This window comes from Salisediminibacterium beveridgei (assembly GCF_001721685.1).
Classification (GTDB): Bacteria; Bacillota; Bacilli; order Bacillales; family Salisediminibacteriaceae; genus Salisediminibacterium; species Salisediminibacterium beveridgei.
In genome coordinates, this window is the sequence record NZ_CP012502.1 from 3294586 (window position 1) to 3314092 (window position 19507).

General features: G+C 42.7%; 24 protein-coding genes. 8 read left to right on the top strand and 16 right to left on the bottom strand.

The genetic code is table 11. From position 1 onward, the window contains the following. Positions 1-50: 50 nt before the first annotated feature. From BBEV_RS15485 to BBEV_RS15500, 4 genes are all read right to left on the bottom strand, one after another. Positions 51-317 carry a prevent-host-death protein gene (locus BBEV_RS15485; protein ID WP_069366285.1) on the bottom strand — a complete coding sequence of 89 codons (267 nt, stop codon included), beginning with the start codon at positions 315-317 and terminating at the stop codon, positions 51-53. 132 nt (positions 318-449) lie between these two features. Beyond that, a complete protein-coding gene (locus BBEV_RS15490; protein WP_069366286.1) occupies positions 450-1412 on the bottom strand; it encodes a DUF2705 family protein in 963 nt (320 codons plus the stop codon). Further along, positions 1412-2371, bottom strand: a complete 960-nt coding sequence (locus BBEV_RS15495) for an ABC transporter ATP-binding protein (protein WP_069366287.1) — start codon at positions 2369-2371, stop codon at positions 1412-1414. The genes BBEV_RS15490 and BBEV_RS15495 overlap by 1 nt, the downstream gene beginning before the upstream one ends. 121 nt (positions 2372-2492) lie before the next feature. Continuing rightward, positions 2493-2714: a hypothetical protein gene (locus tag BBEV_RS15500; protein ID WP_069366288.1), complete on the bottom strand. Its 222-nt coding sequence runs from the start codon at positions 2712-2714 to the stop codon at positions 2493-2495. A 274-nt stretch (positions 2715-2988) separates the two neighbouring features. On the opposite strand from BBEV_RS15500, the gene BBEV_RS15505 reads away from it, so the two are divergent. Beyond that, on the top strand, positions 2989-3192 hold the full coding sequence (locus BBEV_RS15505) for a hypothetical protein (protein WP_069366289.1): 204 nt from the start codon (positions 2989-2991) through the stop codon (positions 3190-3192). Positions 3193-3287: 95 nt separating this feature from the next. On the opposite strand, the gene BBEV_RS15510 is transcribed toward BBEV_RS15505, so the two are convergent. The 5 genes from BBEV_RS15510 to BBEV_RS15530 all read right to left on the bottom strand — a co-directional run bounded on the left by BBEV_RS15510 (position 3288) and on the right by BBEV_RS15530 (position 6657). Next, the gene (locus BBEV_RS15510; RefSeq protein ID WP_069366290.1) at positions 3288-3614 is read right to left on the bottom strand and encodes a helix-turn-helix domain-containing protein; all 327 of its coding nucleotides are present in this window, start codon (positions 3612-3614) and stop codon (positions 3288-3290) included. Between the two features lie 16 nt (positions 3615-3630). After that, on the bottom strand, positions 3631-4110 hold the full coding sequence (locus BBEV_RS15515) for a hypothetical protein (RefSeq protein ID WP_069366291.1): 480 nt from the start codon (positions 4108-4110) through the stop codon (positions 3631-3633). 225 nt (positions 4111-4335) lie between these two features. After that, on the bottom strand, positions 4336-4752 hold the full coding sequence (locus BBEV_RS15520; protein ID WP_069366292.1) for a DUF1697 domain-containing protein: 417 nt from the start codon (positions 4750-4752) through the stop codon (positions 4336-4338). Continuing rightward, positions 4733-4948: a hypothetical protein gene (locus tag BBEV_RS17865; protein WP_232318210.1), complete on the bottom strand. Its 216-nt coding sequence runs from the start codon at positions 4946-4948 to the stop codon at positions 4733-4735. The genes BBEV_RS15520 and BBEV_RS17865 overlap by 20 nt, the downstream gene beginning before the upstream one ends. A gap of 53 nt (positions 4949-5001) precedes the next feature. Further along, entirely contained in the window at positions 5002-6657 is a 1656-nt protein-coding gene (locus BBEV_RS15530; RefSeq protein ID WP_069366294.1) for a hypothetical protein, read from the bottom strand. Between the two features lie 220 nt (positions 6658-6877). On the opposite strand from BBEV_RS15530, the gene BBEV_RS15535 reads away from it, so the two are divergent. Beyond that, the gene (locus BBEV_RS15535; protein WP_069366295.1) at positions 6878-7828 is read left to right on the top strand and encodes an alpha/beta fold hydrolase; all 951 of its coding nucleotides are present in this window, start codon (positions 6878-6880) and stop codon (positions 7826-7828) included. Between the two features lie 11 nt (positions 7829-7839). Further along, entirely contained in the window at positions 7840-8790 is a 951-nt protein-coding gene (locus BBEV_RS15540) for an alpha/beta fold hydrolase (RefSeq protein ID WP_069366296.1), read from the top strand. Between the two features lie 132 nt (positions 8791-8922). On the opposite strand, the gene BBEV_RS15545 is transcribed toward BBEV_RS15540, so the two are convergent. From BBEV_RS15545 to BBEV_RS15555, 3 genes are all read right to left on the bottom strand, one after another. Further along, on the bottom strand, positions 8923-9780 hold the full coding sequence (locus tag BBEV_RS15545) for a hypothetical protein (RefSeq protein WP_069366297.1): 858 nt from the start codon (positions 9778-9780) through the stop codon (positions 8923-8925). A gap of 106 nt (positions 9781-9886) precedes the next feature. Beyond that, positions 9887-11155 carry an MFS transporter gene (locus BBEV_RS15550; RefSeq protein ID WP_069366298.1) on the bottom strand — a complete coding sequence of 423 codons (1269 nt, stop codon included), beginning with the start codon at positions 11153-11155 and terminating at the stop codon, positions 9887-9889. 2 nt (positions 11156-11157) lie between these two features. After that, positions 11158-11640: an ArsR/SmtB family transcription factor gene (locus BBEV_RS15555; RefSeq protein ID WP_069366299.1), complete on the bottom strand. Its 483-nt coding sequence runs from the start codon at positions 11638-11640 to the stop codon at positions 11158-11160. A gap of 380 nt (positions 11641-12020) precedes the next feature. On the opposite strand from BBEV_RS15555, the gene BBEV_RS15560 reads away from it, so the two are divergent. After that, entirely contained in the window at positions 12021-12755 is a 735-nt protein-coding gene (locus tag BBEV_RS15560; RefSeq protein ID WP_069366300.1) for a GntR family transcriptional regulator, read from the top strand. Positions 12756-12807: 52 nt separating this feature from the next. On the opposite strand, the gene chbG is transcribed toward BBEV_RS15560, so the two are convergent. After that, positions 12808-13548 carry a chitin disaccharide deacetylase gene (chbG, locus tag BBEV_RS15565; protein ID WP_232318212.1) on the bottom strand — a complete coding sequence of 247 codons (741 nt, stop codon included), beginning with the start codon at positions 13546-13548 and terminating at the stop codon, positions 12808-12810. A 137-nt stretch (positions 13549-13685) separates the two neighbouring features. On the opposite strand from chbG, the gene BBEV_RS15570 reads away from it, so the two are divergent. From BBEV_RS15570 to BBEV_RS15585, 4 genes are read left to right on the top strand one after another with little or no spacing between them, the layout of a single operon-like run. After that, positions 13686-15005: a 6-phospho-beta-glucosidase gene (locus tag BBEV_RS15570; protein ID WP_069366302.1), complete on the top strand. Its 1320-nt coding sequence runs from the start codon at positions 13686-13688 to the stop codon at positions 15003-15005. Positions 15006-15010: 5 nt separating this feature from the next. Continuing rightward, positions 15011-16318, top strand: a complete 1308-nt coding sequence (celB, locus tag BBEV_RS15575; RefSeq protein WP_084007434.1) for a PTS cellobiose transporter subunit IIC — start codon at positions 15011-15013, stop codon at positions 16316-16318. A 14-nt stretch (positions 16319-16332) separates the two neighbouring features. Further along, a complete protein-coding gene (locus tag BBEV_RS15580) occupies positions 16333-16635 on the top strand; it encodes a PTS sugar transporter subunit IIA (protein WP_069366789.1) in 303 nt (100 codons plus the stop codon). A 20-nt stretch (positions 16636-16655) separates the two neighbouring features. Further along, a complete protein-coding gene (locus BBEV_RS15585; RefSeq protein ID WP_069366303.1) occupies positions 16656-16961 on the top strand; it encodes a PTS sugar transporter subunit IIB in 306 nt (101 codons plus the stop codon). 169 nt (positions 16962-17130) lie between these two features. Here the strand turns inward: BBEV_RS15585 and tnpC are convergent, their stop codons facing one another. The 3 genes from tnpC to tnpA are packed head-to-tail and all read right to left on the bottom strand — an operon-like array spanning position 17131 to position 19434. Further along, positions 17131-18702, bottom strand: coding sequence for an IS66 family transposase (tnpC, locus tag BBEV_RS15590; RefSeq protein ID WP_069364179.1), 1572 nt, complete (start codon positions 18700-18702; stop codon positions 17131-17133). A gap of 43 nt (positions 18703-18745) precedes the next feature. Beyond that, on the bottom strand, positions 18746-19102 hold the full coding sequence (tnpB, locus tag BBEV_RS15595) for an IS66 family insertion sequence element accessory protein TnpB (RefSeq protein WP_084007197.1): 357 nt from the start codon (positions 19100-19102) through the stop codon (positions 18746-18748). After that, a complete protein-coding gene (tnpA, locus tag BBEV_RS15600; protein WP_069364181.1) occupies positions 19099-19434 on the bottom strand; it encodes an IS66 family insertion sequence element accessory protein TnpA in 336 nt (111 codons plus the stop codon). The genes tnpB and tnpA overlap by 4 nt, the downstream gene beginning before the upstream one ends. Positions 19435-19507: the final 73 nt, after the last annotated feature.

Consider the following 19507-nt stretch of genomic DNA (forward strand, 5'->3'; position numbering starts at 1 on the left):
GGATTTCTGCAAAGGCATCAGACGCTTAAATTACAAATGATTTATCTTTTTTAATCATTACTCCTTTTAAACAATGAATTCCTCAACTCATCAAAAGAATGCTGCATCAATCCCGTTCGATCGTGTTTGACATCATCTTCTGCATCCGCCAGCGTCCGAAGCAATGCCAATTCTGACTTCATTTGATTATCAAGAACGGCTGTATCTCCACGCTCATTTACGGTGATAATGACTGCATCACTTGTTTCCTTGCACTGTTTGGAAATATCATGATCATGATTTCTTAAATCCGCTGATGGCCTGATATTTATCCCCATGATATCACCTCATTTCGATTGTATATGCATATTACATCATTATTTGCATACATCATCAACTTAAGTCTTCGCTCCATCTATTTTCGCTGATAAGCGCTTCTTTTTGATAGATTTGTATCCTGTAATCAACGATTACTCCGCAAAATCCTTTTTTTGAAAATACGTAAAGCTGGCGATGATAAATACAGCGGCATATAAGGTCAGTATGAGAATCGAAAACATCAGACCCACACCCGGAATAATCTCATCACGGACAGCGTACTCAGGTAATGTCAGGTGAGGCAAGATCACAAACTGGTACCAGCTTGAATCCGCAAACAGGACATTGAATGTCTGAGCGATGTTGGTTCCAAACAAAATGAAAATACCAATCCCCACTGCCAGCGTCTGACTCTTGAATAAAATTGAAACCGAGAAAGAGATAATGATAAACATGATGACATTGATGAAATAAAGGCCGATTTGTGCAGGCAAGATCTGGTCCACACTGGACATATAAGGCGCTGCCTCAAAATGATTCACTGATATCTGCGAACTGAAGCTGCCTGTTCCGAATAATAGGGTACCCATTAGCAAGTTCATCAGTACTAGAGTCACAATCAAAGTCAGTGAAAATCCACAAACCGTCAGCAACTTAGCCGCTAAATGCTTCCAACGGGCAAAAGGCCTGACAAGAAGATGTTTCATCGTCCCATGATCGATTTCAGCAGAGACAATCGAACTCGCTACAATGACAGAAAACAGCGTGATAAACGAAGCAATGATTGGAAAACTCTCATGCAGGAAAATCATATTGTTGGCTTCATTTGGATTCACTCCGGCAGCAAGCAATTCTTCATTCTGCTGAATGTTCATTTCGGCATTTTCCACTTGCCACTCTTCTGAATCTTCATCTGCAAGAATGCCTTCATACATGACGATTTCTTCTTGCAGTCCCTGCTCCCAGGTCCCGTCATTTTCTGAAGCCGTATCCAGGACAAAAGACTGGAAAATCAGTGAGACGCCGATTGTAATGGCTAAAATGAGTATGGTGAAGATCCACGTCTGCTTTTTATTCCACAGCTTAATCCATTCATTTTTAAACAATGTCAGCATTACTGCACCTCCTGGGTGTCTTCGGCGTTTTCTCTTGCGGTCAGGGACAGGAACTTCTCTTCCAATGACGTTTTCTTTTTCTCAATGGCGAACACATCAACTTCCGCATCGACAAAAAGCTTGTTCATAAATGGGATCTTGTCTTCCTGCATTTGAAGCAGGAGCGTTCGGTCCCCTTCCAATTCCAGGAGTTCCACACCCGGTATCGTTTCGATGAGTTCTTTGGCCAGTGTTTGTTGCCCGATACCGCACTGCACCGCAACAACATGAGCTGCGGATTCGTCTGCTTCATTCAAGTCACCAATCACGGTTTCATCAATGAGACGACCTTTTTCCATAATCACGACCCGGTCACACATCAACTGCATCTCGGAGAGCAGATGGGAAGAAACGAGCGTGGAAATCCCCGCCTTTGTCAGTTCACGTAAATAATCTCTTAATTCACGAATGCCTTTCGGATCCAGACCATTTGTCGGTTCATCCAGAATCAAGAGTGATGGCTGATGAAGCAACGCCTGCGCCACACCGAGTCGTTGTTTCATGCCCAGACTGTATTTTTTCACCTTTTCGTCAATCGCATGCTCAAGCTGCACCAGCCGGACAATCTCCTCGATTCTTTCATTGCTGACCGGATTTGAAGCCATTCGGGCATGTTGCTGCAGGTTTTTCCATCCGCTCATATAATCATAAAATGAAGGGTTTTCCACGATCGCGCCAATCTGCTCTTTGCAAACATGGCTATCCTGATTCATGTCATGACCATTGATCAAAACAGTCCCTTTCGTTTTTTTGATCAATCCGACAATCATACGGATCGTTGTTGTTTTCCCGGCGCCATTTGGGCCAAGAAGCCCTAGAATTTCACCTTTTTTGACTTGAAAAGATACATCTTCTACAATGTTTTTTTGCTTATGTACCGTTTTCGTGAGTGACTGAATGTCCAATACTATTTCGCTCATACATCATCCTCCTAAAAGTATTCTCTTTAGGTACTGGATGTAAAAGGAAAAAGTTTCATTTTTTTAAAAGAAAGTGATATGCAAAAGTACTGCTTCACGATTCGCTGATGATTTAAAAATCTTATTTTTCAGGCATACGGAAAATGGCTTCCCCTTGTTTGATAGCCAGATGAATGTCCTCCAGGATTTCCTTTGACCGTTCGGGCGACTCATACTTCCCTAATACCCTGCTCCACTCCGTAAAAAAGCTTCTTCCAATAACCCCTTCAATGTATTTTCCTTTGACCGTTATTTCTTTCACATTCATGACACTTTTATGATTTTGTGTGCTAATCCACAGCATGAAAACATCTCCTTTTGTTAAATAGATACTCAAATTTCTTTTTCTGGTTGATCATAGCATACCATGTTCACGAAGCATCTTTCATTGTGTTGTGTGGGTGTTTGTGCAACATCACAGGCCATTGGTCGATTATGCCAATCACTTCAATGCATGTTATACTGAACGGAACGACCCACCACTTAAAGCACTGTTTAAACTTTTGAATTATAGAATTTCACGAGTTTACTGACTGGTAACTATCACGTTCAAATGCTTAAGAAATGAGGTGAGCCGCATGGTCATTACAGACAACATGCCGGTTTCCGGTATTGTCGACAGCTGGCCGGAAACGACAGCTGTGCTCGATCGCTACAAGATACCCACTGACTCAAATCAGCCGCTCTTCCATTTCGTGCAATGCGATGCGCTGACAACGATGTTATCCGAACTCAATCACATCATCGGCAGTTCTTCTGTCACCTGCATCGACGGCGGTTGACGCGTCAATTGACGGCACAGGCTGTGCCAAAACCCAAAAGACCTGACTTCGGTTGCGATAAAACTTAGCTGCAACCGGGGTCAGGTCTTTTTCGTTTACTTTGAAGTATGCATAACATCGTCTTTCTTTTCCAATGCCAATAAAGATCGATGAAAGAGATCTGCATAATCCGACACCTCAATATCCAGCGCCTTAAAGATCGTTTCATACGTGACGATGCCGATGTTGCTCGATCCTCCCTCAGCTCTGTATATCGTTTTTACACCTAATCCGGATTTATGAGCCAACTCTTTTTGCGTCAATTTTTTTTCCATTCGATGTGAAAATATTATTTCTCCAAATACTGAGCCGAGCCCTGAAATTTGCTGATCAAGCTCAGGAACTTCCAAGGAAATATCCTCAATTCTCGATAAATCTTTCATGAAATTCTCCTCCTCATCATGAAGATAAATACTTACCCGGATCTCTTTGCACCTTCTTATACATCAGGTAAGTTTGTTGGATCATATCGTTCGTCGGATCATAGTCTGGATTCCTGGTTTTTACAAATCCTTTCGCAAAGCAATAATACAGCTGGTTATGATAATACTTCGGAAAAAATGTAGCCCTGATCCAACAATGCAACTGCGGCAAAGAAATTCTTAATTCATAAATCGGTTGTTTGGATAGAGGTTTAACCAACAAAAAATGTTCAGTTTGGCTAACCCCATCTATCACAATAGTCAGAGTCGTTTTATGGTTTTGAAGTTCACTTTTATCGATATACCCCAAATATTGCAACGCTTTAAGAAAGAAGGTGAGTTTTACTCTGCCATTACGATTAAATTTGGCTTCGTTAATTAAGGCTGTTCTTAGCAAATCAACATGATCTATGCCCTTTTCATCACTAATTGACACCACAGATGCTTTCTTCTCCATGTCATTATATCATATATAACTCCCTCCAATTCTATATTCAATTTTCATGAAACATGAAACGATATTTTCGATAAATTCATTATAATTCACAGGAACATATGATTGCAATTTAATAATAGAGACACTTTGTATGAACAAGCATTACTGTTATTTTATGAGTATTGAAGAATCGTGACCAGCATGTAATAAATAGAACAATACGCCTTACCCTCAATATAAAAAAGGTTAGGCGTATTGTTCCATCATCTCGTAAATCTTCCGGGTGGTATTCACATTTCGTACCGTCATCTGTTTGTACAGGTTTGTACCCGCCAGCTTTACCAGACCGGTTTTCGTCGCATCCTTTCTGTCAATGGACCAGAGAACTGCCCCGGGGACATAGTGCACCGTATCGATGTCCGTCCTGATGACCAGTTTTTCCAAAACAGATTCATCGTCAATCTCCTCCCACAGGAAGAGCAAGTCACTTTTCATCTCCTGATCGCTCTTCCATGACGAAGGGAGAGCTTCCATGACCCTGTTCATCTCATCCATCGAACGAACGAGCAGTTTCAGCTGCAGGCCGAAGTCCTCCTCAATCGCTGTTTCCAACGTTTGAATGAGTGTACTGTCTGCGTCATCGTCATACCTGACTGCTCCCACGGCTAAAGCCGTGGGGTTCCAATACCAATAAAGAGTTCTCCAGACAGACCTTCGGGTCTGTCTTTTTAACCGTACGCAAAACAAGGTTTTGCTCACCACTCGATGAATCATCGACGGTCCGGGTTAAGGCACTGTTCTCTTCTCGGTAGGAACCGTTCGCAACCAAAGAAACCACTGTTTCCATTATCGGTTGCATCTTTTGGTTCTCGCGAACCCCGTCTAGTCAAACGGCTTATTGGGTGCTTCTGTTTATATTGCGCTTTTGATTCCAGAGTTTAAGACAACATTTTTCATGCTTTCAATTTTTTTGATTTCTTCGTCGTGAAGTTCCTTGAAGCTTTTATACGTCTTATCGCATAACGTTTTGTTAGGCGTTTGCTTGTTTGCTTTGCTGTTTTTCAAAAGAAACGCTGAATATAAATCTCGTTGAACTTTTTCATCGCCTTCGTCGAACAGATGCCAACGCTGCGCTAAAGGTTTTTTCGTACACTCGCCAGTTTTGTGGTTATACTGACTTGCTTTAAAGGTGGTCGTATTCACTTCTTCGAATGAACCACCACTGTTTTTAACCTTGTCTTTCAAAATGCTGATGAAAGAGGACGGTGCTCGGTTGGCAATGCTTTTCCCAAACCGTTTTTTCTTTTGGTATTTGCCTGTTTTTTCGCTGATTGTTGTTTCCTTTGCTCGCTTTTGCAATCCGCGAATGTTCATTTTTTCAATATAGAACTCATTGCCGTATAACTTGATGCGATTCGCCATGTATTGGTGGCTCAGTTTTCGATATACAGCTACTTTACGTTGCAGCTCATGGAGTTTTTGTCTGTTTCGCTTATAACGGTTCGAGTAGACCCATGTTTTCTTGCCTTTCTTTATCCGGCCTTTGTCGTCAAAATAGTCCGGGCTTGTCGCTCGCTTTGAACGGTCTAGTGACCGTTGGAGGAGTTGGATTTTTCTTTCAACATCGTCAATCTGTTTGATTTGTTCGCCTAAATTAAACAACGAAAGTTGTTTATCACCGACAAACGCCATGGTCGATGTACCAATATCCCCGCCTACTCGCCCTTTTCCGAGAGGATATTTTTCTTTTCCCGACCCATCCTTCTTAACCGGTGGATACCCTTGGCATACCAGTTGTGCAAAGTAGCGCTCTTTTCCCCTTATTTCTTTTTTCAAAATCCGGACGTATTTGACTTTGCAGTTGGATTTCAACTTTTTACCATCCGCATTTGTGTAGGCGAATTCTTCTTCGTGTTCGATTCGAGATAAAGCTTCCTGCATGTATAAGTCGTTTTCTTTCACTTTGAGTGGAACATTCAACTTTTGATACACGATTTTTCCTTCGGAAAAACGCCAACCTGTAGCGTTGTTTTTCCCTTCGAAAGAAACGGACTCACCTCTCGGAATAAAACGGACTTTCTTTGCTTCACCTATCAGTTTTTTACGAAATGTGTTCCAAGCTTTAGTTGCTGTTTTTTGAGCAACAATGCTGTTCAATTTGTTGTGAAAATGACTTCGCATCGGTTTGATGTATTCGTGCATACTATATTCGGAGAGGCCACATTCCTTTTGCAAATCGAAGATTTGTTCCATGACAGCCTTTTTTTCGTTGCGATAATGTTTCATCGATTTTTTATAAGCATCATTTGTTTTATCTTTTTTCATTATTTCTTCGAACAAGGAGATTTGTTTGGAAATGGCGCGATTTTGACGAACAAGTTTCTTGTATATTCTTCTTCGTTTCACTTGTTTTTCTCGCTTTAAAAGCTCGCCCAAACAAGCGTTGTACAGTTGCCGATTGATTTCGGACTCTTTGTTGATTGTGGAGATAATGAAGTCTTTTTTCTGTTGTTTTTCGAGGTCTAATACAAGCGAAATAACAAAAGATGGTGTGTTTGTTTTAGCCATTTCCAAGCCTCCTCTTCTGTTTTTTATATTTTTATTTTACCACGAACCAAAAATCTAAACCGCTTTCTTCGACAGATTTCTGTAAAACAGAACAGCAACATAGACCGCTTTACGATCATGACTTAAGTCATCTACTTCGATGACGGAGGTGACCTGTCAAAATGATCATTTTGCGGTATCATAGATTCAAATAAAAGTTATGGAAAGGCAGAGATCCGAAATGAAAAAAGTGATGAAATGGAGTCTGATTTTGATCCCCGTGATCGTGGTGGCCGCTGCCGTGTTTGTTGTTGGCGGAAGTTACCTGGAGCACCGGGATGCGGTTGCCGAAGAAAAGGAGCACTACCCGGCGCCTGGTGAACTGGTGGAGGTTCATGATGACGGGCATACGATGCACGTCTATGCAGAAGGAGAAGGGGAGGAAACGGTCATCTTTTTGGCCGGATTCGGCACGCCTTCGCCGGTTTATGATTTTCAGGCACTGACGAACGAATTGAAAGACGACTACCGCACCGTCATCGTCGAACGTTTTGGCTACGGCTGGAGCGACGTGACCGATCACGACAGGGACATCCGGACGGTTGTGGATGAAACACGAACCGCACTGGCCCAAGCCGGTGAAGAGGGACCCTTTGTTATCGCCGGTCATTCCATGGCTGGGATCGAAGCCCTGCACTGGTCACAGACGTATCCGGATGAAGTCACCGGCATGATCGGTCTCGATCCACTGACACCTGAGTATTATGAGGAAAAAGGCGAATCGCCTTCGCTGTCAGGCGCCGTAACGTTTCTCGCCCGCTCCGGACTCATGCGCCAGCAACCGGAAGTCTTTGACGAGAATTTCGATGCCATGGCGAAAGGCCTGCTCTCAGACGACGATGCCGAAGTCGCGAGAACCCTCTTCCTCCGGCGGGTCCAGACAACCAATATGGGCAACGAAGCCGACAAGCTGACGGACAATGTGGCCACCGTTTTGGATGCAGAGATCCCGGACATCCCGTTCTATGCAGCCATTGCCAGTGAAAATCAGGACGGCAAGCCCTTTATTCAATCCCTCGCTGAAGAAACCGGTGGTGCCAGTGAAGTATTCGAAGGCGATCATTATATCCATCTCAATCAGCCCGAGACCATTGCAGATGAGATCCGGATATGGATCAGTGACATGGAATGAGGCATCCAAACATGCTGATCAAGATCATTATCGCGTTTATACTTATCGTTTCCGTGATCTTCCTGGTGCTGTTTGGCTATACCACCTGGAAGACGAAACAGGTGGAACAGGCGATTCCCCCGGCAGGTGACGTTGTTTCCGTATTGAATGGCGAACTGGATGTGCACTATGTCCGGGAAGGATCCGGGGACCCCGTCGTCCTGCTTCACGGAAGAGACGGCACCTTGCAGGAATTCACCTTGTCAGTGATGGATGAACTGGCCAAGGACTATGACGTAATTGCCATTGACCGCCCCGGATACGGGTATACAAAAAGCAGCAACCCGGAACATTTCAGTACGAAGCAGCAAGCCCGCATTGTAAACGATGCCCTCTCTGAACTGGAAATCGAAAACCCCGTCATCGTGGGTCATTCCTACGGCGGTGCCGTGATGCTTCAATACCTGCTGGATTATCCCGAACAAGTCCGGGGCGCCCTGTCGCTTGCCGGGGTAGCCTATCAGGATGAGCCGCCTACGGAAAGCTTTTATGCCTTGCCCAGGTATCCGGTCATCGGCCCCTTACTGACCAACACCGTCATCTATCCGTTGGGAGGCATGATGGCGGACAACATCTATGACCAGGCCTTCCACCCGGCTGACGCGCCTGAAACCTATGTAAACGTCATGTCATCCTTATACTTAAGGCCAAAGCAGTTCACCGCCACCGCTCACGAATTGGCACACATGTATGACTCCGTTACAGGGATTCAGAACCACTATGCGAAAATCCAGACACCTGTCACGATTCTGTTTGGCGATCAGGATCAAATACTCGATCACAAACAAGACGGGGAGCGTCTCCATGAAGCATTACCAGATTCCACATACCTCCTGATCGAAAATGGCGGTCATAAAATCCACCACACCCACACGTCTGAATTCCTGGATGCGCTGGATGAATTAATGGAAAAGTCGTCATAAATGAAAAAAGCCCATTGCGGAAGAGCTTCACCGCATTGGGCTGTGTGTGTGGCTTATGGATCGATTCAATCAGGTCTCACACCAACGAGCACGAGGGCAGCCAGTACTATCACTTTGCAGTGAATCGCCATATTACGCCTCCCGTTTTTTGGCTTCTTTTTCGTATTGCTTCACGATCGACCACGCGTCCTTGTGACTGAGCAAATATGCCACATGCAGCCGGTGGTAGAGGTCATACAGCATACCCTTTTCAAGCTGTGATTTCTCTCCATTTCGATCCATCACGAACATTGGTGAACGCTTTGAAATCAGCTGGGTTGCTGAAAGGCTTTTGCCTGATGTGACGGGATTCTCGATGACGACGGACTTGCCCTTTCCCATCACACGCTCCAGGAAGGCACCGAGAGCGCCTGGCACGTCGAGTTCATAGCCTTGACCGGTTTCATCCAGCGCCGAGATAACAGGCAACTTACCGGAGCCGTCTTTGACTTCCTCAATGGTCAACTTTTCAACCCGACGTTCAGAATGCTTCTGATTGTTTTGATTCTGGATCAATCGCTCCATCCGCTCTGCCTGGTTCGTGCAATTTCTTCGCACATCACACCAATAAGCGTTCCGCTGTTTTCGTCTGTTGGCGTGAATCACCTTTAGAATAATCGTTTTCGAGAACAAATAAATCAGTAACCCGCCTACAGCCAGCAGAGGAAAGGTAATCCAGCCAAAGGTGTCAGCAATCCATTCTCTGTAATAGAAGTACAAGAACAACGGCAAGATGACTGTACCAAAAAGGATCAGATAAAACTGATAATTGTCATTTAAGAAAAACTCGTATTGATCACTTTCCCCACTCCTTGGAAGGGCGTGATCGAGTATTTCTTCTTCATACGCATCATAGATCACGGGCTTCTCCCCGAAGTTCTCCCGGAATCGGTCTGTTAAATCTGTTACGGTATTCACTATTTTGTCCACTTGCTTCTCACTGTGACTCATGGAAAACTCCTTCATAACCATTCTGGTCTCTGTTTGTCCGTTATACCTTGCACCCATGATATCACGTTTATCCTTCTTATTTTCCAGTTTTCCGCCATTCAGTTCCTTACTGCGCTGCCGTCACCTTTTGCTCCTCAAACAGTTTCACCTCATCAATCGACGGGAGGGAGCGAAGGACGGACTGCTTCATCCAGATGGTGCTGAAGATGATCATGCCCATCCCGGAGATGATGATCGGGAGCACCGGGTTATACGCTTCACCGATGACGCCGCCAATTAATGCACCCACCGGAACCCCGAGTGACGCAGCGCTTGTCAGCAGTGTGAGCACACGGCCGATGTAGATACTCTCCACCTGGCGCTGGATCGCTGAGAAGATGAGAATGTTCAGGATGCCGATGGAAATGGCACCGATACTGAAGAGCACCATGGACAAGAGCCACGGCGTCAGTGCTGTGCCGATCCAGAGAAGGCCCGTCAGGGTAAACATCGTGATGATCAGCCGTCCAAAGGCCAGTTGTTTCACCTTCGGACTCACCAGGGTGCCGATCATGATCCCAAGTGACAGGGAAGCCATATAAAAGCCGTACGCCGCTTCAAGACCGTTTGATTTCAGCAGGGAAAAAGCCGGCACATTCGTCAGCATCACCGCCATCGTCACGTTCACAAACACGATGGAGAACATCATTTTCGGGATCAGCGACTTCTGAATATAGGTCATCCCGCTTTTTAAATCCTTGGAATAGCTTTTCAGATGGTGGTGAAACGGGATGTTCCTGTTCCTCGTTTCCTCATACGCTTCAATCTGCAAGAAGAAATATAATATCACGGTGAACAACACCAGCATGGCCGTAACACTGATAGCGGCGACACTGCCGATGAGTGCCGCAAGGATCCCTGCCCCGGCGATAAAGACGATATCCATCGCTTCACGCACCGTCTGCAAATACGCATTCGCCTGAATGATCTGGTCATCGCCCACGACCTTGGGCACCAGGGTGGAGACAATCGGATAGGAAAACTGGTTGATGAGACTTGTGAGAAACAAGATCCCGATCACATGCCACACATGTAGACCGATGGTGAGGTAGGCAACAGGAATCGTAATCAGCAGCAGCACATTGATCAGATGACTGATGATCAGCCCTTTTTTATATCCGGTGTAATTGGCCAGCGGGGCGATCAGAAACGCCATGACGCTTGCTGAAGAGATGGCAAAAAAGGCAAATCCGGCATACAGTACACTGCCTGTCAGCTGCACCACGAGAAGCATGCCCGTAATCAGATAAATCCCGCTCCCTGCGGCCTGAATGAATACCCCGAGCATCATGATTTGAAAATTCCGGTCTCTGAGAAATGCCTTTTCTGTTGCCATGGTTACTCCTCCTCTTTACTCTCATTCACCTGGAACCGGACATGGTAAGCTTTTTGTGTCTTATCGTTTCGTTCCTGGTAGGATTTCTTTCCGTAACTGAGGAGCAGTTCATACATCTCACCCGTCAGCTCCTCAAGGAGCTCCTCAGACAAATAGAGATCCGCCTCATAGTTATCGACCTCTCCTGGAGCCTGAAGCTGCTCGGGGTTACGAAAGGAAATCGCCTTGGCTTTATAGTATTTTTCAACGACGCCTTTGTTGGTATCCACATGATCCACCTCAAGAATCCCGTGTTTCATGAGCTGCTGGATATGATAATACGTGGTCCCCGGATTTTTATCCAGGGCATCTGCCGCCTGCTTCGGTGTCATCGGATGCTCATACAGCATGCCAATCAACCGTGAACGAAACGGGTTTGAAATCGCCTTTTGCTGGGCCCAGTTAATCTCCATGATCGACTCATCGCGTTTCTTTTTTCCACTCATACGACAACCCCCTTTTATTTGTATTTATAAATCGATTTGTAAATATAAATCATCTTACCTTAAGTATACGATTTGGATTTACAAATTGCAAGAGAAATAGAAAAGTCATGATATGATTCAAACTCTCTTGACTAAAATAACGTGAAGTGTATTCAGAAAAACCGATGCTTCCTAACTTTGATTTATAATTGCACAATTCGAATACCTGCAAATTCTCTCTTCTCAAAACACACATTACTCATCGACTTCCTTCTCATATAGTATATTTAAGCCCTTCACAAATCCAAAAGATAATGACATTATAATCATAATTTGTATCTATCATTAAAAACAAATGTTATAATAATTCTAATCATTTCCGCTAGGCAGGAGGAAAACAAATGAATCATTCATCAAAAGGACAGTCTCTGCATCAAGTTGTAAAGGACAAATTGGTTCAAGATATTCAAACCAATACCTTTCCCGTTAACTCGCAGTTACCAACAGAAGCTGAACTCTGTGCAACTTTCAATGTTAGTCGCACAACGATTCGAAATGCTTTACAGCAACTCGTTAATGAGGGCTATATCGAACGCGTTCAAGGTAAGGGATCATTTGTTAAGCTTCAAAAAATCAAACAAACATTATCATCTACACAAGGAAGTTATGTAGAGCAAATGAAATTACAAGGCAAACTTCCTGAAATTAAAGTATTGGATCTAAATGTAATACCAACAGATCCCGTCTTGTCAAAAGCGCTGGAAATCGAAGAAGGAGAACCCCTAAATAAACTTGAGCGAATCCGATATGCGGATCAGCAACCTCTGCAATACGAAATCGCTTATTTACCTTGGCGAATGACAACAATGATGAATAAGGAATCATGTGAAGGTTCATTATATAAAATACTCAGGGAAGATATGGGTCTCCCAATTGCCCGAACTGAAGAACATTTACATCTTTCCAAGGCAGACAATCATGTTGCTGAATATTTGGAAATAGCACCAGGTGATGCATGCATTCAAATAGAAACCTATGCATTCCTCGAGGACGGAACCAAGATTGAATACTCCATCGCTTATTTTCACGGAGATAAAGTCAGCTTTACTGTAGAAAGACATTATAACGAAACATAAAATAATCCGGCTCATACATTCAGTATGGTGCCGGATTATTTTATTTCATTATTTATTTTAGAAACCAGCCTGAATCTTTAAGTGCTTTTGACATTAAAATACTCAGTTCATTTAATCTGCCATCTGAATAACTAGAATACTCCATTAAAACATTGTCGATGTATGCCGGATGTGACATAATCTCAATTGTTTTATTTTCTGTTCCATATTTGTTCGCAATCCTGTGAAAATATTTTTCTTCAACAGCATGTTTGTAAAAACCGTCTTCAAAATAATCCGCATAACTCGAAACCCCAATTTGATTGCCCGACCTGACGGGTAAATCAAACTTTTCTGAAATCCTCTTGATTATCGGTTGGAATGGCTTAAATAAATGGATGTGGTGATGGCTATCAAGATGATTTGGTTTTCCTGCGAGCGAGATAAACGACTCAATCTGCTGCACCCATTCATTCTCAACCTCTTTTGGATCAATAATGAAATTATTCTCATACTCCAAAGCAAACTGATTAGATAGTTTGAAAAGCCCCTGGTCGTTGATTAATGACTTTGCGTTAGTTAGTGGACGTCCACTTGTTAAAACTAAATGAACTCCAACTTTTGTTAACCCCTCTCGATCGATTAAATCTGCTGCGTGTGAAGTACCTGGCATGTTCATCATCATCGTCGTGCTGGATACAATCCCAATTTGCATTGCATCGAGAATTCCATAATTTACTGCTCGGCTCAGTCCGAAATCATCCGCATTCACAATTAATTTCATTTCAATCCCTCCACCTTTCCAATTCATCATAACAACATGAATAGCTCTACACAAGCTCATTTTAAATTTGTAGTTACTTTTATATTGATTTGTAGTTACATATCTGATACATTATATTCAAGGAAGCGCTTACCTGTTTCATAAATGAATAACGGGAGGAAATTATTTTGGGAGTTAAAATTGTTATTATTGGCGGTGGTTCAAGCTACACGCCGGAAATTATTGAAGGTTTTATCGATAGATATGAGGAAATGCCCGTCGATAAAGTTGTATTAGTGGATATACCAGATGGTTTGGAAAAGTTGAATGTAATTACAAATTTATCAGAAAGGATGATCCGTCGCTCAAAAAAATCAATTAGTATCGAACAAACAATGGATTTAGAAGAAGCTCTGCAAGGAGCTGATTTTGTCACTACACAAATTCGTGTCGGGGGCTTAGAGGCGAGGGCAGCTGATGAACGGATTCCTTTGCAAGAAGGACTGGTCGGTCAAGAAACTAATGGTGCAGGTGGTGTATTTAAGGCTTTTCGAACGATCCCTGTATTGATCAATATAGCTGATTCCGTGTCTGAAATATGCCCAAATGCATGGCTGATCAACTTCACGAATCCAGCAGGGATTGTAACGGAGGCGATAATAAAACATAGTAAGCACAAAAAGGTCATAGGTGTATGTAACATCCCTTTTAATATGAGAAACGGTGTAGCAGAAATGTTTAATGTGCCCGTTCAGAAAGTACAGATTGAATTTATTGGATTGAATCATTTTATTTTCGGTCGGAAAGTTATGGTTAATGGAGAAGATCGAACTCAAGAAACAATAGAGAAAATGATCATTCATGATCAAAACTATTCACCTGCAAACATCGTATCTTTAGGTTGGAAACCGGAGCTTTTAAGAAGTTTGGGAATGCTTCCTAATCCTTATCACCAGTATTACTTTCAAACTTCTGATGTAATCAAAAAAGATTTAAATGACCTCAACAATCAAGGTACCAGGGCAGAAACTGTCCAGCGCGTAGAAGCTGATTTATTCAAACGGTACCGTGACTTAAAATTGAATGAAAAGCCAAAGGAATTAGAGCAACGAGGTGGGGCATTTTACAGCGATGCTGCTTGCAATTTGATCGTTAGTATTTACACAAATAAACAAGATATACAAACGGTTAATACAGTCAATCACGGCGCATTGAGCGGTCTGGATGATGATGCAGTGATCGAAGTTAATGCAATGATAGATAAGGATGGTCCACACCCAATTCAAATAGGTGATATTCCAATTCAAATTAAAGGTTTGATTCAACGTATGAAAAACATGGAAGAATTGACTATTAAGGCTGCTTGCTCTGGAAATTATGAAGATGCCTATCTGGCACTGCTCATGAATCCACTTGTAGCAGATGAAACTCTTGCTAAGAAGATACTGGATCAAATGATTGAAGCTCATCACCCATACTTACCACAATTTCAAAAAAGAAAGGTGTAATTATTATGAATGCGATAATGAACTGGATGGAACGTTACTTCATTCCTGTTGCAAGTAAAATCGGGGCACAAAGACACTTAGTGGCCGTCCGAGATGGCTTTGTTGCTATTATGCCTTTGATTATTTTAGGAAGTTTCGCTGTTTTAATAAATAATCTACCTGTTGAAGTCTTTCAAAATTTTATGGAATCACTGTTCGGTGAAGGATGGACAGCTGTGGGAGGGAATATTTGGGATGGTTCGTTTGCCATATTATCTCTTCTTGTTGTTGCCGGAATTAGTTATAATTTAGCTAAATCCTATAACGTCGATGGCATGTCCGCTATGTTGATTAGCCTCGCATCCTATATTATTTTGACACCAACCACTGAGGATTGGGGATTGGCTTATGCATGGACAGGAGCTCAAGGTTTATTTGTTGGTGTAATTACCGCTCTCTTAACAACCGAACTATTCCGTGTATTGTACCTTTCCAAATTTACAATTAAAATGCCTGACGGCGTTCCTGATGGTGTTATCAAATCTTTCAGAGCATTGATTCCCGCGACGATCATTTTGATTCTAGTATCACTAGTACAAATCTTTATCAATTCGGCCACCGATGGCAGTTTGCATGAATTGATTTTCAACCTAATCCAGGAGCCACTTCAAGCGCTTGGTAACACACTTCCTGCTGCAATTATCATTGCATTCTTGAATCATCTGCTTTGGTTTTTCGGACTTCATGGTACAAATATACTCGGACCTGTCATAGAATCAATTTATCTTCCATTATTAGAGGTCAATATCCAGCAATTCGCAAGTGGCGTCAGTGCCTATGATGTACCTTATATTATTACAAAACCATTTTTGGATGCCTATGTATTTATGGGAGGTTCAGGAACAACATTAGCACTGATTTTTGCGATATTCCTTGTGGCCAAGACAAAACATTACCGAGCTATAGGCAAAATAGCTGCTCCAGCAGGAGGATTTAACATTAACGAACCTGTTTTGTTTGGTCTTCCTGTAGTGTTAAATCCGGTTATGTTAATTCCTTTTATCTTTATTCCTGTGTTGCTTACAATCACCTCTTACTTCGCCTTAGCAACTGGGCTGGTACCAAAAACCGTCGCAATGGTTCCTTGGACAACCCCACCTGTAGTCAGTGGCTACCTTGTAACAGGTGGATCAATTACTGGAATCATTCTTCAATTATTTAATCTGATTCTTGCAACATTGTTGTATATACCGTTCATTCGCGCTTCAGAAAGCGCCGAAGAAAAAAAACAACAAATTATTCAAGAAGAGATGAAAGGAGAAAATAAATCATGACGGATAGGTCCAAAATGTCATTAGAAGAAATATCATTTCAAATCATTCTCTACGCAGGCAATGCAAGATCCTTTTCGATGGAGGGAATCGCACTCGCAAGAGAGAAGAAGTTTGAAGAAGCACGAAAAAAAATTGAGGACGCTGAATCTGCTTTTGTAGAAGCGCATCATTTTCAAACAGAGTTGTTACAAACCGAAGCAAATGGAGAGCCCATAACGCCCTCCGTTCTCTTAGTCCATGCACAGGATCATTTGATGACCTCGATGACTGTAAAGGAGCTAGCTGCTGAAATTATTTTTCTACATGAGTCTAAATAAAAAATGGAGGTTTCCAGACAATGAAAATACTATTAGTATGCTCGGCGGGAATGTCTACTAGCATGTTAGTGAAAAAAATGAATCAGGCTGCACAGGAAAAAAACATTGATGCACAAGTTGATGCAACGGCTGAGGCAGGTTTGAATAATGAATTAGAATCGACGGATGTAATCCTGATCGGTCCTCAGGTTCGTTATCTTGAAAAGAAAATTGGAGAAAAAGCAGCTCCTTATAACGTTCCTGTTGCTGTGATTGATTCAATTGCATATGGCATGATGGACGGGATGAAAGTTCTTGAACAAGCAATCGCTTTACAAAAATCATAAATATTACATTCATTTTAATATGATTACTAAAAGTCACCTCGTTATGGGGTGACTTTTAGTATTGTGATTTATCGCTTCGTACATTTAAAAATCCCACCTTCAGAGTAAGCGTCAAAAATCCGCACCTATTAATTTAGATGCGGATTTCCTATACTGAGTTTAAATTCGATTATTTGATCCGAATTTCCTCTGGTAATGATTCTGACCAGGGTAGAAACTGATCCATTTCAGATTGCTTGCTATTGGGCAAATGTTCAAACAAGTAATCCAGATAAGCTTGAGGCTTTAAACGATTCTCTTTTGCTGTCTCAATGATACTGTAAATAACACTACTGCTCTTTGCACCTCGCGGTGTATTGGAGAACAGCCAGTTTTTTCTTCCAATCACAAAAGGTTTTATGCTGCGCTCAGCTCTGTTGTTATCTATATCAAGGCGGCCATCCTTTAAGAAGTTTCTCAGGTGATCCATTTGATTGATAGAATAAACAATGGCTTTTCCAAGGAGCGTTTTCGGTAAGGTTTTGGCTCGCATCGTTTGAAGCCATGCTGAATAAGCCTCCAAAACAGGTTTTGAACGTTTTTGACGAACGTCATAGACTTTTTCCGGAGAGAGGCGCTCTTCCTGTATATGCTTTTCGATGCGATAGAGCTGGTTGATAAAATCCAGACCCTCCTGTGCAGAACTTTTGGTTGTCGAACCATCATCAGGTAAGGATTTCACAGCATCTACGAATTTCCTGCGTGCATGAGCCCAGCACCCAACAAGTTCGACTTTCGGTTTTAAGCCGTGATAGCCTCCATATCCGTCTACGTGCAAGTATCCTTTAAATCCTTCAAGGAAACGAATTGGATATTTACTGGCGCGTCCGGGTTGATAGTCGTAGATCACAATCGGCACACTGCTCATGCCTGATCGGTACAACCACATATAGGAGGTAGAGCTCGCTTCCTTCCCATCCTCTTTGAGAACTTGAACAGTCGTTTCATCGGCATGAAGAACATCGAGCAATGTTAAAGTCTCAACCATCCGATCGTAGATCGGTTCCAGCCACTGTTCAGAACCTTCAAGAATCCAATTTGAAAGGGTCTGCCTTGATAAAGGAACACCCAAACGATTGAATGCCTGTTCCTGGCGATAAAGCGGCGTCCCCTGAACAAATTTCTGGTCCATGATGTAAGAGACCATCGATGGTGAAGCAAGGCTTCCTGGGAATGCCCGCTCTGGAACAGGTGCTTTAACAATCGGGTTTCCCGTACCGTTTTTCTCACAGTCTCTGCAACTGTATAGATAGGTAACATATCGAATTACTTTAACCTCTGCCGGAATGATTTCCAATTCTTCTTTGACTTGTTGCTTCATTGTATGGAGCTTTCCATTGCAGCACGAACAAACCTGATCCTCAACCGGGAGTGTATGCTCAATGGTTTTTGATGGAAGGTTTTCTGTAAGGTCCTTTCGGACTTTGCGCTTTTTCTTACGTTCATATGTAATCGATTCGACCGTTGGTTCTTCTTCGGACGGATGTTGTTCTTGCTCTGCTTCATTAAACAGAGGCAGCTCCAGCTGATCCGGATCCGTTTTTTCACTGGACTTACCGAATTTTTGTCTTTGCTGGAGGCTGAGCTGTTCCTTGTACCATTTGAGTTGAAGTTCAAGTTCAGCCTTTTCCCGTTCAAGTTTCGAGACACGGTCTTCGAGATGTTCAGTTGTTTTGGGTGAGATCGCAGAAGATTTTTTCATAACGAGATTTATTTTATATGGAAACGCGATTCACTTCAATAGTTTATACAACTTTTTCAGGAGATAACTTTCTGTGGGCTCCTTTTTGATCAATCGGAAGCCCATCCAGAAGCCATCTTAACTGCCTGTCTGTAATGAGTAAGGGTTGATGGTCATCTGCTTTGGGCCAAGGAAACGTCCCTTTTTCAAGGCGGCGATAATAAAGCCAGAAACCATTATGATCCCAATGCAAGATTTTAATCTTATCCCTTTGTCTGTTACAGAAGACAAAGAACGACGGTGAGAAAGGATTCAGTTGGAACCCTTCCTGCACAATGGCAGCTAATCCGTCGATGGATTTCCGTAAATCTGTTGCACCTTTTGCAAGGAAGACTTGTTTAGGCTGAGCATGAGACATCATAATGCATTCACTGCTCGAAGAAGATTGGTGAGGTCCGACTGATCTAATCCCGAAGGGATTTCAAGTCGGCTATCATTTGGAAGGGTAAGATAGATCATTTGGGGATCAGGTCGGGATGTGGCATCAACGTTTACGGGTATCCAATTAGTTTGCGGCTGTTCTGCGGTTGCAAGTGATTTGGATTCTTCTTTAAATTTACGAATCCAGTAGCGCACTTGATGGACCGTGAATTCATCATTTTGACGAACCCACTCAGCTACAGACAGTCCAGATTTTTGGACCTCTTTAACTTTATGTTCCCAGAAATCTCTGAGGTTAGCATTCCTATTCATCGCGTCAACTCCTTCGTACTTTTACTATAATCACAGTATGAAGGAGCTAATAATAAAATTACACGTGCTTATT